This is a genomic window from Corynebacterium sp. EPI-003-04-2554_SCH2473622 (assembly GCF_001665955.1).
Taxonomy (GTDB): domain Bacteria; phylum Actinomycetota; class Actinomycetes; order Mycobacteriales; family Mycobacteriaceae; genus Corynebacterium; species Corynebacterium pseudodiphtheriticum.
Window position 1 is genome coordinate 1 of the sequence record NZ_LZMN01000003.1, and the last position, 11507, is coordinate 11507.

Sequence of the window (11507 nt, forward strand, 5' to 3'; positions counted from 1 at the left end):
AGAAATCATGCTCATCTGCATCAACAACGACATCACCGCCATTAACCCCCACACAGGCGAAATCTGGGGCCGATACCACTTAGACAAAACCAAAAAATACCACCGCAACCAACTCGGTGAAATCTAGAAAACGAACCCCCAAAACGAAGAAAATCTCGAGACACCGAAATAGGAACGATGTCTCGAGACTTCACAGTGTGCGCCCGGAGGGATTCGAACCCCCAACCTTCTGATCCGTAGTCAGATGCTCTATCCGTTGAGCTACGGGCGCTTCCCGCTACACTTTGAGAAAATCTTTCGATTGCTCTCCTGTGCAACGAGAATATACTCTACTAATCATTCCAGATTTTACCAAATCGCCAGTATAAAGGCCCAAAACGAACAATTACTGCACAGCTACAGCCCGGTTACGGGCAACTGCCATGCGGCTACAGCACGATATCGAAAACTGGGATGGCAACGAAGTAGACCACCAGCGTCGTCAAGATCACGGCCACGACGTTCAGCCACACGCCGCCCTTGATCATGTCGCCAATGCGCACGTAGCCAGAACCGAAAGCAATCGCGTTTGGCGGGGTGGCCACCGGCAGCATGAACGCACAAGTTGCCGCCAGCGCAACCGGGATGGCCAGCACCAACACGTTGTGCTCGGCATTTGCAGTCAGGCCAATGCCGACGGCAACACCACCCATGATCGGCAGGAACGTCGCCGCGGTTGCCGTGTTAGAAGTAAATTCCGTCAAGATCAGCACCAGACCAGCGACGGCGAAAATCAGCAGGAACAGCGGCAACGAGCCCAGCCCTTTGGCGATCTCACCGATCCACAGCGACAGCCCCGTCTTCGTAAACATGGACGACAACGCCAGACCACCACCGAACAGCAGCAGCACATCCCACGGCAGCTCGTTCGCGGTTTTCCAATCCATCAGGCGCGTGCCCTTTTTATCTGCCGGGAGAGCAAACATCAGCAGGCCTGCAGCGATACCGACGATGGCGTCCTCGTAGCCGGTTTCAATTTCTAGCCACTGATCTAAAATCAGCGGCACTAGAATCCACGACACCGCAGCCAACACAAAGATGATGCTGACGCCGATCTGCGGGCCGGTCCACTTGCCCATCTCGTGCAGCTCTTTTTTAATCAGCTCACGGCCACCAGGGATTTCCGTCATCTCTGGTTTGAATACCGTCACCAGCACCGCCCAGGCGATGAACACGAAAACCACCGCGATCGGCATACCGACCATCATCCACTGTGCAAACCCGATGGTGTAGCCGTGCGCCTCGCTCATATAACCAGCCAGCAGCGCGTTCGGCGGAGTACCAATCAAGGTGCCCAGCGAACCAATCGACGCCGAATACGCAATGGCCAGCATCAAGCCGGTAGCAAATTTCGCCTGCTTGCGCATGCCACCAACCACGTCTGCGGTCAGTTGCAGCACCGACATACCAATGGGCAACATGACGACGGCCGTGGCGGTATTGGACACCCACATGGACAAAAAGCCGGTAGCCAACATGAAGCCCAAAATCAGCTTCTTCGGCGAGGTGCCTACCAACAACACCACCATGAGCGCGATGCGACGGTGCACGTTCCAACGTTGCAGGCCGAGTGCGATCAAGAAGCCACCCAAGAACAGGAAGATAGTCGCCGAAGCATAAGGCGTGGCGACGTCAGAAAACTCGCCAACCTGGAACAGTGGGAACACCACTAGCGGAACCATCGCGGTCGCGGCCAACGGAATGGCCTCTGTCATCCACCAGCTGCCCATCAGCACCGTTACCGCGGCTACCAACCGCAACGACTGCAGATTGTAATCAACTTCCGGGTCCGCACCAGCGGATTGGCTCAGCGTTTCCACCGCATTCGATGGGAAAATCAAATACACCAGAACCGACAGCGCAATACCAACGAGCAAGCCGGTGTACTGGCGGGTGGTTTCGCGACGCTCACGAACCTCGGAGTCCTGGCCTTCGGCCTTCGAGGTGCTCTCGTGTATGTGAGGAGTACTCATACGAGTCCATTTCTTGATCTATGACATACGGGCTAGGGTGCCTAAATCCTAACCCATGAGCAACGCCTAAATCCCCAAAATGGTTTTCGCAATCAAGAAATAGATAATCAGGCCCGTCGCATCGCAGAACGTCGAAATGAACGGGTTAGAAAATACCGCAGGGTCCGCGCCGACGGTCTTGGCGACGATCGGCATCGCGCCACCGACGGTTGCAGACATCGCGCATACGCTCAACAGCGTCAGGCCGATCACGAATCCAATATCCGAGCCATAGACCAGCGTCGCCAAGACCAACCCCAGCGTGCCCAAGGTGATGCCAAGCATCAGGCCCACACGCAGCTCACGCCACATAACCTGGGCGATATCGCGTTTCCGCACATCGCCCAGTGCTAACGCACGGGTCACCGTCGTCGCTGCCTGGTTACCCGTGTTACCGCCGGTACCGGTCAGCAGCGGAATAAACAGCGACAGCACCACGGCTTTTTCCAGAGTGCCTTCAAAAGCATCCAACACCTGCACTGTCAGCAGCGCAGACACAGCCAGCACCAGCAGCCAGACGATACGCGAACGCATGATCTTCACCAGTGGCGTCGACATGTACGGCTGCTGCAGTGGCTCAGCACCACCGGCACGGGCGGAGTCCTCGCTGTCTTCTTCCTCCACGATGTCCTGCGCATCGTCGAAGGTCAGAATGCCCACCAGGCGGTCAGTGTGATCGACAATCGGCATCGCCAGCAAGTCCAATGGCAAGAACCAACGCGCGGTTTCCTCCGCGTCGTCGTTCGCATGGGCAAAAATCGGATCCGCCATCACAGACTTCACCTTGCGATCCCCATGCGCCAAGAACAGCTCACGCAAGGAAGTCACGCCCACCAGGCGGCGATCCCGGCGCGTCACCGGAATGGAATACAGCGTTTCCAGGTCATCCGCCTCTTTGCGCAGCAGCGTCATGGCCTCATTTACCGTCATATCCTCATGGATTTCGGGCACCTCTGGCGACATGCGGCGGCCAATCGATCCCTTGGGGTAGCCCAAGATGACGCCGGTGACATCGCGTTCGGTTTTATCCAGGTTCTTCAGCAGCCGGTCAGCAATTTCCGCTGGCAGCTCGTCGATCAGCGAAACCCTGTCATCCGGGTCCAGCTCATCGAAGAAGGAATAGACGTCTTTATTGCCCAGCGCGCCAATCACGTCGGCCTGATGAGCAGCGTCCAAGGCATCGAAAACCGCGATGGAACGATCACGCGATAGCAGACGCAGCACTACCGCCGCACGAGTGGCGTTCGAGCGTTCTACCAGCGCAACAATGTCTTTGATCTGAGGTTCGTCCAGCAGTTTGCGTAATCGCAGCGCCTCCCGCGGAGGTACGTCGTCATGACTCCTCAGCAGACCTTCTAGTTCGTCAATTGCTTCTACTGCTGCATCGTGCATAACGCACCTCCCTTACAGGATTATTGAGCGCCTCTATAGGCCGGACTAAACCCCTGGGCTTGCGGTATACCCAGTAAGCTCCGGCTAGAATATACCGGTTGCGCGGTTATCAAAAATCCTGCCGGGGTGCTGGTACAACGCTACCGCTACCCCGCCACAGCTTTTACTGCGGTTTCAAAATTCACCAGTCCCTGTGCCGGGCTGGCAAAACCCACCATGGTCACGCTCATGCGGTCATCGCCCGTCGCGATCAGCATGAATCCACATTCGTTCACGTCGGCAACCCAGACTTGCCCATTCCAGTGCGGGCACATGGGCTGGGTCCGATCACTAAGCACCAATCCGTCGGTCACCCCCGCCATCACCTCTTCGTGCAGGGTGGCTAGGCGGCGCTTGCCGACGACATCGAGTACCTCACGCGCGGCAAACTCGTCGAGTCGCTCTTGCCCGGCGGCCCGCTGTGCATCGCCGTCTTGTAGCTCCGCCATCCGCACCAAGCTTGCGCCGCAGGGCCAGTGCAGGTGCGCGTGGTCCAAAGTCACGATTCCGAAGCGCAGAAACGGGGTGGGTTCTTCCACCAGGTCTTGCGCCGCATACCAGCCGGCTTGCCATTCCACTTCTGCCACGGCGTGCAGGCTGGCGATAGTGATGTCGGTACTGAACTCCAAGGCCTTCTTAATGCCATCCAGGCGCACACGCCCGTCGCCAAGACAGGCAACATCGTCGACATGGCAGGCGATCACCATCTGGCCATGGTGGTCAAAGCCGTGGGCGGCTACCGCGATAGACACGGTGGCATCTACATCCAGCGGGACCAGTGAAAGCGTGCCAGCGCCACCCAGAATGCGTCTGGTTAGGCTTTGCGCACATATTTCCGGCGTGAGCATACAACCTCCATCTTTAAGGTATGGCTACCCTATTGCATGCTGACCTCTTTACGCAACACTGCTTTGTTAATAAGCCGCGCCACAACCCATTCCAGCGGACCACGTCGGAAAAACACCTTCCACACCGCCGCGAACACAATCAGCCCCAGGGCATTCCACGCGGCGGTAGCCCAATTATGGATCTGACCAGTGTCTTTCACATCCAGCTCATCGGGATCGAACTCGTCGTCACCCAGAACCCAGCCTTTGGACTTGCCATCCCAGAATTCCGCGGTCAGCTCGTCATATTCCTGCCAGGTATCCGCTTCTTGAATAATTTTTTGGTAACGCTGAAAGCTCGGGTCAGGTTCGTCGGGTTTGGCAGGCTTGTTAATTTCGTCAGGTTTCTCAGGTTTGTCAGTTTCGGCTACACTTTCGGATTCCGTACTTTCATGCACGCTGCCCTCAGCGGGCTCAACCCGCGAATACTGCACCGGGCCAGTACCGCTGATATCGAAAGTCTTGCCCGCATCCAACGGAATGCCACCGAGCATGAAAAAGCCCGCGATAAACACGTGTGCGACGTACGTCGTCAAGGCCATCGCACCCACCGCGCGCAACGGATAGGCAAGAATATTCGCCCAGCGCACCTGGCACAACAGGCAGCACAGGCAGATCACCGCGATGGCGCAGGTGATGCTCGCCAACAGATCACCGAACAATCCCGTGTGCGGCTCGAAGCTCTGCGTCAACAGCAATTGCACAAGCGGTTCTTTATCAAACTGCGGCTCAGTGTAGTCGGCAAGCGGGTCATACGGAAACACCGCGGCATTGTTCACACGAATAACAAAACCCACGGCCGCAAGCAGCAACGCAGGTACCACCGCAATGGCCTGGGCCTTCGTGTTGCCCACCAGGAAGCGGTGCACCAGAACGCCCACCGCACCATAGGTCAGCCACGCCAGCACCGGGTACGGCGGCATGAACAGCTCAAAACCGAATGGCACGAGTTCCACCAGCACAAAGCCCACTGAGGAGACCGCCGCCAGCACCGCGATTACCACGGAAATCACCCAGGTTTTACAACGAGGCAACCAGAACAACAGCAGGTAAATCACGGCAATGGTGCTGAGCACGATCGCGATGGTGGACTGTACCATCGACATCAACGTGCCCGCGACCAAAAGAATCACACCCCGCACCAGCGTCGCCAGGCGCGTGCGCACGGGATCATCGGCCCCGCGCTCGTGAAAAAGGCCTAAAGAAACGCCCGCCAGCACCGCGAACAGTGCCGAGGGGTAGCCGGCAAAAGCGGTGCTCGTGTAGTCCGCAATAACCCCGCCATCAAAACCGGTGGGGCCGAGATGCGCAAACACCATGCCGACGATGGCGAGGCCGCGGGCTAAATCAATGCCGTCAAAGCGAAAAGCTGCTTTCATGCGCTAAGCATAGATCAGGCCAGCGTGAGCCATGCAACCGAAAATTACGCGATGCCAAAAGCCCCGGTAAGAAAAATCCTACCGGGGCCAAGCTGCGGAGATGAGAGGATTCGAACCTCCGGCCCGCTGTTAAGCAGGCAACTCATTAGCAGTGAGTCCCATTCGGCCACTCTGGCACATCTCCAACGCGATCTAGCATAACTGTTAGCATGCCCTCGCGCAATTAATCCCGTGCGCCCGCTAGATGAGACTACACTTACACGCATGTTGCGAGAAGATCTGGAATCACTGCCCGCCTACGTCCCCGGTAAGCGCATGCCGGATGCAGTCAAGCTTTCTTCTAACGAATCTGCCCACTCACCGCTGCCGAGCACCACCCAGGCCATCGCCGAATCCGCTGCGCAATCCCACCGTTACCCGGATATGGGTGTCGTTGAGCTGCGCAAGAAGCTCGCCGCACACCTGGGGCTTGCCGACGAAACCAGCGTCACCGTCGGTACGGGCTCTTCCGCATTATGTCAGCAGCTGGTAACCATCACCTGCCAGCCGGGTGATGAAGTCATCTTCCCGTGGCGCAGCTTCGAGGCCTATCCGATTTTCACGCAGGTCACCGGCGCTACTGCCGTGCCGGTCCCCTTGCGCGAGCTGCGTAATGACCTCCCCGCCATGGCCGACGCCATCAGCGAACGCACTCGCCTGATTTTCGTGTGCAACCCGAACAATCCCACCGGCACCACCATCAGCACCGAGGAATTCCGCGAGTTCATGGACCGGGTGCCCGCCGACGTCGTCGTCGCGCTAGACGAGGCTTATGTGGAATACAACACCGCCGATAACACCCCGCTGGCCACCGAAGCCGTACGGCAGTACCCGAACGTGATCGGCCTGCGCACCTTCTCGAAGGCCTACGGGTTGGCGGGTTTGCGCGTCGGATATGCCTTCGGCAACCCAGAAATCATCGCTACGCTGGGCAAAGTGGCAATTCCCTTCAGCGTGTCCGCAGTAGCGCAAGCTGCAGCAATAGCTTCTTTGGAGGCTGCCGACGAGCTCAACGAACGCGTCACCGAAACTAATCAGCAGCGCGACCGGCTTGCCGACGAGCTGGCGCTCACGCAATCTTTCGCTAATTTCGTGTGGGTTCCGGCCGAATCTTTACACGACAGCCCACAAGAAGTGGCTGCACAGTTGGCTGAATCTGGGGTTCTGGTGCGTGCTTTCGACGAAGGTCTGCGCATCACCGCCACCACTGCAGAAGAGACCGACGCCTTGCTTACCGCGTGGAAGAAGGTGCGTGCATAATGCGTGCGCTCGCGCTGCTACTCAATATCATCACCATTGCCGCGGCCCTCGCCGTGACTGTTTGGCTGGTACCGGGCGTGAATTACACGGGCCCGAATAAACTGCTTGTCGACGAATCCTTCGATCCTGCTATCGCGCTGGGTATCGTTGCAATCGCGTTCATGCTGGTCAACTCCACCGTCGGCCCACTTGTGCGCACAGTGGGCGCGCCGATCAATTGCCTGACGCTGGGCCTGTTTTCTTTCTTCGTGAATATCGCGATCCTGTGGTTGGCTGGGGCGATCACCAATGCAATCAATATCTGGGGCATTACCTTTACTATTGACGGCTTCTGGTCCGCTGCCTTCGGTGCCGGAATTTTCGCTTTCGCACGCAGCATCGTCGCGATGATCACCTCCCCGGTACGCGCCCGGGGATAAAGTGACGACGCTGCGCAGATGAAACCGCTAGTCACACCCCGTTCTGCCCTGGTAAAGCCCCTGCATCTTAGCGTTAGCACAAACAACGCAACAGGGCAATGAAGTCAAATCAGCATTAACTTCATCACAGTTTGCGGACAATATTGACTTCACCAAGGTTTGCGGAGGACCGAAAGGAGAACATCAATGTCTAACTTCACTGAGCCCAAGAGAATCATTCGATCATTCGCTGCGGTCATCGCCGGTAGCTGGATCTACTGCCTAGTCCTAGCACCAGCTTTTTCTGCACAAAATTATGCCGATGTCGCGGCGGAAAAATCAAAAGAAATCGGTATCGGATTTACAGTCGTGGCACTGCTCGTAGGCGCAATCTGGTTCTTTATCGCCAATAAAAAATCAAGATCCTAGCGCTCTGTCCCTTGGTGTTATGCCCGGGGATTTTTCTTTGCCTGGAATCCAAGCCAAGTCAGGCGAATTCTTGCTCAGGGTATTGCACATAAAAACAATCGGTAGCACCTGAGATAGAAACAACCGGTGGCACCTAAAATAAAACAGGCGCCACCGGCATTTCCACTGGCGGAGGCGGCGGGATTTGAACCCGCGGTGAGTTTCCCCACGCTGGTTTTCAAGACCAGTGCATTCGGCCGCTCTGCCACGCCTCCAGCGACATTAACCTACCATGGAATTCTATGACTCCGAAAAAGTCCCAGAAAAATGTAACCACCAACACTGCAAAAGCCACCACAGACGCGACTATCCCGGCCACCATGCACGCCATCGTGCAAACCGATGCCGACGACCCACAGTCGCTAGAACTCACCCAAGTGGACGTGCCAACCCTGCGCGCGGGCGAGGTACTGGTCAAGGTGGCAGCATCTGGCGTGAACCGTGCGGACTTACTCCAGGCCAAGGGCGCATACCCACCACCACCGGGGGCATCCGAACTCATCGGCCTGGAAGCCGCCGGCACCATCGTCGACGCAGGTGATACCGGCCGCTTAGTAGGCGAAGAAGTCGGCGCCTTGCTCGCCGGTGGTGGTTATGCGGAATACGTCGCTGTGCCCGAAGGTCAACTCACGCCAATCCCAGAGGGCTATTCCCTGGAAGATACCGCCTCTGTCGTGGAGGTAGCCTGCACTGTCTGGTCCAACCTGGTGATGACGGCTGGCCTGCGCTCTGGCCAAACCATTCTGATTCACGGCGGCGGTGGCGGCATCGGCACCTTCGCCATTCAGGTCGCGAAAAAACTGGGCGCGAAAGTCGCCGTCACTGCAGGCTCGGCGGAAAAGCTGGAAACCTGCAAGAAATACGGCGCGGATATCTTAATCAACTACAAAGAAGAGGATTTCGTCGACAAGCTGCAAGGCTCCTGCGACGTCATCTTGGACATCATCGGCGCGAAATACCTGAAGCAAAACCTGAAATCGCTGGCCAAAGACGGCAAGCTGGTGATCATCGGCATGCAAGGTGGCACGAAAGAAGAGATCAACCTGGGCGCGGTGCTGGCTAATCGCCTAAGTATTTTCGGCACCACACTGCGTTCCCGCGACACCGAGGCAAAAGCCGAGATCGTGCACGAAACTGTTGCCAACGTCTGGCCTTGGCTTGCCGACGGCTCCATCACCCACCACCGGCACGCCAGCTACCCACTTGCCGACGCCGCGGCCGCGCACCAAGCACTCGATTCTGGCGAAGTCACCGGCACGCTGGTGCTCACGCAGAGCAGTTAAGCCAGCGAAGCCACCACGCGCGTGAGGTGCGCAATATCGGCCTCGGTATTAAATGGTGCGGCGGAAATCGTCACCGCGCCACCGATCTCACCGACCCCCATGTTTTCCAACAGCGGGGTATTTGGCGCGATGGTCGTCACCAGCCCGTTATCGAATAGGCGTTGATGCACCGTCGCCGCCGGTACTCCGTGCACGGCAAACGACAAACGCGGCAGCCGGTCCGCCGTCGACCCAGCCGCGGCCTCACCAGTCACACCAACGATGTGTGCGGCGGGCAACGTGCCCAAAAACGTATACATCTGGTTGGTCAGCCGCGCCATGTACGCATCCAACTCCGCCATGGACTGCTGCACACGCTTGCGCCGTGATCCAGCAGCCGCAGAGCCCAGCCGCGCCACGTGATCCACCGCCGGGCTGACGCCACCGGCCAGACCAGCAGAAAACGGAGATTCCAGCTTCGCGTAGGTATCACAGTCTTGTGTCGGGGAAATCGGCGCAATGCGTTTAAACATCGCGGTATCACGGAAGACCAGCGCGGATAGCTGCGGGCCACCAATCTGCGCCAGGTCGATAGCCAAGATGTTGCAGTCCCAGTCATCAGCCACGATCGGCCGGTACATCGCGATGCTGGAGACGTCGACAAGCGTCCAGGCCCGCGAACGCGAACGCACGTGCTCCACGATCTCACTGACCGGCGCGACCGTGCCCAGCAAATCATGCGCGGCGGACAATGCGACAAAGCGCGTGTGGCCGTCGACAAGATCTTTATACTGAAACGCCGGCAATTCGCCCGTGGCTAAATCCGGCAAGGCCCAGCGGGTGTCGTCGACAAGCCCAGAAAACGGGGCAGAAACCTCCGGAGCATCCAAACCCGACAACACCACCGAGGTGCCACGGCGCGCGAGCATCGGCTCCATCGCCCGCGCTAAAGACTGATACAGCACCGGCAGGCTCGAACCCAGGACGACGCGATCAGCGCGCACCCCCAGCAAATCTGCCACGGCGCCACGGGCATTTTCGATGTACACATCGCCTTCTAGCCGCCCGGCATGTTGGCGCTGCGAATGGCTCCCGGTCGGGCCGGTACTCACAGAGGTGGCGTTACGGAAAGCGCGGGCGACCCCCACCGCCACGCGTTCCGGGACCTGCGGAGTGACATGCGCATTCAGATACGTCCAGCCCTCAGATAGCGTGGTGTACAAACCACGCACGCTGTAGACGTCATAAGCCATGCCTGTCTCAGCTCCCTTCTGCCTTGCCCGCTAATACTGTATACCGAAAATTGCGGCGCATTCAATCCTCCTGGCCGAAGCCTGTCACCCAAGAAATTCCCAGCTCACGCAAAGAATAACGGCAGGCTGGTGCGCGTTGTAGCCTCGCCAGCCAGCACGCAACTGCTAAGGTTTGCCCTTGTGCAGGACAACAATACGCAGCTTGACCAAGATATTGCCCGGATGACCTCTGGCGCCGACGGCGATGCACCCCAGTCTAAGTCCATGACCTTCGGGGCTGCCTGGCGCGATCTGTCACATGGCCTGAAGCAGCACGAATTGTGGCTGCTGCTGGGTTTGCAGGATATGAAGCAGCGCTACCGACGCTCGGTGCTAGGGCCGTTCTGGATCACCATTGCTACCGGCGCTATGGCTACTGCGCTGGGTTTTTTGTATTCCATGCTGTTTGACATCCCCACCGCGGAATTCTTGCCACACGTGACTGTGGGCTTGATCATGTGGACGTTCATTTCGGGCTGCCTGAAAGAAGGCGCGTTGATCTTCATTGACAACGAGGGGCTGATCAAACAGCTCCCCGCCGCGATTTCTGTGCACGTCTACCGGCTGGTGTGGCGCCAGCTGTTGTTCCTGGCGCACAACATGATCATCTGGGTCGCGCTGATCATCATCTTCCCGCGCCACCTGGGCTGGGAGCTGCTGCTGGCGATTCCCGGGCTGGTGTTGTTAGTGCTCAATGGCGCGTGGGTATCGATGTTCTTCGGCATCGTCGCCACCCGTTTCCGTGACGTCGCCCCACTGCTGGAAGCCCTGACCCAGCTGCTGTTTTATGTCACCCCCATCGTGTGGACGGTGCGCACGCTGGAAGAACAAGGCGGCGACGGTGCAGCCCAGCACAACCCACCAGTGGTAGGCGTCGACAGGCTGGCCGATCAGCGGGCCGCGGACGATTTCGAGGTAGTGGAATAGTGGATTCAGCTCCACCAGGCGGGCTGGGCCTTCGATACCGTCGCCGCCTTGTTCTTCCAGCGTGCGCACCGTCCACACGATGGGGGTGACATAAAACAGCAGCTGGGGAATGG

General features: G+C 58.1%; 10 protein-coding genes and 3 tRNA genes. 5 read left to right on the top strand and 8 right to left on the bottom strand.

What is annotated here, in order from left to right; all coding sequences use genetic code 11:
- Nucleotides 1-198 precede the first annotated feature (198 nt).
- The 6 genes from A5774_RS00190 to A5774_RS00215 form a co-directional block, all read right to left on the bottom strand.
- Nucleotides 199-271 (bottom strand) — tRNA-Arg (locus A5774_RS00190).
- Nucleotides 272-428: 157 nt separating this feature from the next.
- Nucleotides 429-2012 (bottom strand): DASS family sodium-coupled anion symporter, encoded by a 1584-nt coding sequence (locus A5774_RS00195; RefSeq protein ID WP_023018533.1) that lies wholly within the window; start codon nt 2010-2012, stop codon nt 429-431.
- A 66-nt stretch (nt 2013-2078) separates the two neighbouring features.
- Nucleotides 2079-3443, bottom strand: a complete 1365-nt coding sequence (mgtE, locus tag A5774_RS00200) for a magnesium transporter (protein ID WP_021353155.1) — start codon at nt 3441-3443, stop codon at nt 2079-2081.
- A 146-nt stretch (nt 3444-3589) separates the two neighbouring features.
- The gene (locus tag A5774_RS00205) at nt 3590-4330 is read right to left on the bottom strand and encodes a hypothetical protein (RefSeq protein ID WP_023018534.1); all 741 of its coding nucleotides are present in this window, start codon (nt 4328-4330) and stop codon (nt 3590-3592) included.
- Nucleotides 4331-4359: 29 nt separating this feature from the next.
- The gene (locus tag A5774_RS00210) at nt 4360-5748 is read right to left on the bottom strand and encodes a heparan-alpha-glucosaminide N-acetyltransferase domain-containing protein (RefSeq protein ID WP_064832961.1); all 1389 of its coding nucleotides are present in this window, start codon (nt 5746-5748) and stop codon (nt 4360-4362) included.
- A 95-nt stretch (nt 5749-5843) separates the two neighbouring features.
- Nucleotides 5844-5932 (bottom strand) — tRNA-Ser (locus tag A5774_RS00215).
- Between the two features lie 80 nt (nt 5933-6012).
- Here A5774_RS00215 and hisC point away from each other — a divergent pair.
- The 3 genes from hisC (at nt 6013) to A5774_RS00230 (ending at nt 7874) form a co-directional block, all read left to right on the top strand.
- A complete protein-coding gene (gene hisC, locus A5774_RS00220) occupies nt 6013-7047 on the top strand; it encodes a histidinol-phosphate transaminase (RefSeq protein ID WP_064832962.1) in 1035 nt (344 codons plus the stop codon).
- A complete protein-coding gene (locus tag A5774_RS00225) occupies nt 7047-7466 on the top strand; it encodes a phage holin family protein (RefSeq protein ID WP_021353159.1) in 420 nt (139 codons plus the stop codon). The genes hisC and A5774_RS00225 overlap by 1 nt, the downstream gene beginning before the upstream one ends.
- 186 nt (nt 7467-7652) lie before the next feature.
- Complete coding sequence (locus tag A5774_RS00230) at nt 7653-7874, top strand: hypothetical protein (protein WP_064832963.1); 222 nt, start codon at nt 7653-7655, stop codon at nt 7872-7874.
- A 166-nt stretch (nt 7875-8040) separates the two neighbouring features.
- Here A5774_RS00230 and A5774_RS00235 read toward each other — a convergent pair.
- Nucleotides 8041-8128: transfer RNA gene (locus tag A5774_RS00235), tRNA-Ser, on the bottom strand.
- A gap of 105 nt (nt 8129-8233) precedes the next feature.
- Here A5774_RS00235 and A5774_RS00240 point away from each other — a divergent pair.
- Nucleotides 8234-9196 carry an NAD(P)H-quinone oxidoreductase gene (locus tag A5774_RS00240; RefSeq protein ID WP_064832965.1) on the top strand — a complete coding sequence of 321 codons (963 nt, stop codon included), beginning with the start codon at nt 8234-8236 and terminating at the stop codon, nt 9194-9196.
- On the opposite strand, the gene A5774_RS00245 is transcribed toward A5774_RS00240, so the two are convergent.
- On the bottom strand, nt 9193-10428 hold the full coding sequence (locus tag A5774_RS00245; protein ID WP_064832964.1) for an aminotransferase class V-fold PLP-dependent enzyme: 1236 nt from the start codon (nt 10426-10428) through the stop codon (nt 9193-9195). The two genes, A5774_RS00240 and A5774_RS00245, sit on opposite strands and share 4 nt — an antisense overlap.
- Nucleotides 10429-10650: 222 nt before the next feature.
- Between A5774_RS00245 and A5774_RS00250 the strand changes: the two genes are divergently transcribed.
- Nucleotides 10651-11394 (top strand): ABC transporter permease, encoded by a 744-nt coding sequence (locus A5774_RS00250; protein WP_369815466.1) that lies wholly within the window; start codon nt 10651-10653, stop codon nt 11392-11394.
- Nucleotides 11395-11507 lie beyond the last annotated feature (113 nt).

Coding starts and splice junctions, on each gene's coding strand:
- A5774_RS00230 (WP_064832963.1), top strand. CDS start 7,653: ATGTCTAACTTCACTGAGCCCAAGAGAATCATTCGATCATTCGCTGCG.
- A5774_RS00205 (WP_023018534.1), bottom strand. CDS start 4,330: ATGCTCACGCCGGAAATATGTGCGCAAAGCCTAACCAGACGCATTCTG.
- A5774_RS00240 (WP_064832965.1), top strand. CDS start 8,234: ATGCACGCCATCGTGCAAACCGATGCCGACGACCCACAGTCGCTAGAA.
- A5774_RS00195 (WP_023018533.1), bottom strand. CDS start 2,012: ATGAGTACTCCTCACATACACGAGAGCACCTCGAAGGCCGAAGGCCAG.
- A5774_RS00210 (WP_064832961.1), bottom strand. CDS start 5,748: ATGAAAGCAGCTTTTCGCTTTGACGGCATTGATTTAGCCCGCGGCCTC.
- A5774_RS00245 (WP_064832964.1), bottom strand. CDS start 10,428: ATGGCTTATGACGTCTACAGCGTGCGTGGTTTGTACACCACGCTATCT.
- hisC (WP_064832962.1), top strand. CDS start 6,013: ATGTTGCGAGAAGATCTGGAATCACTGCCCGCCTACGTCCCCGGTAAG.
- mgtE (WP_021353155.1), bottom strand. CDS start 3,443: ATGCACGATGCAGCAGTAGAAGCAATTGACGAACTAGAAGGTCTGCTG.
- A5774_RS00250 (WP_369815466.1), top strand. CDS start 10,651: ATGACCTCTGGCGCCGACGGCGATGCACCCCAGTCTAAGTCCATGACC.
- A5774_RS00225 (WP_021353159.1), top strand. CDS start 7,047: ATGCGTGCGCTCGCGCTGCTACTCAATATCATCACCATTGCCGCGGCC.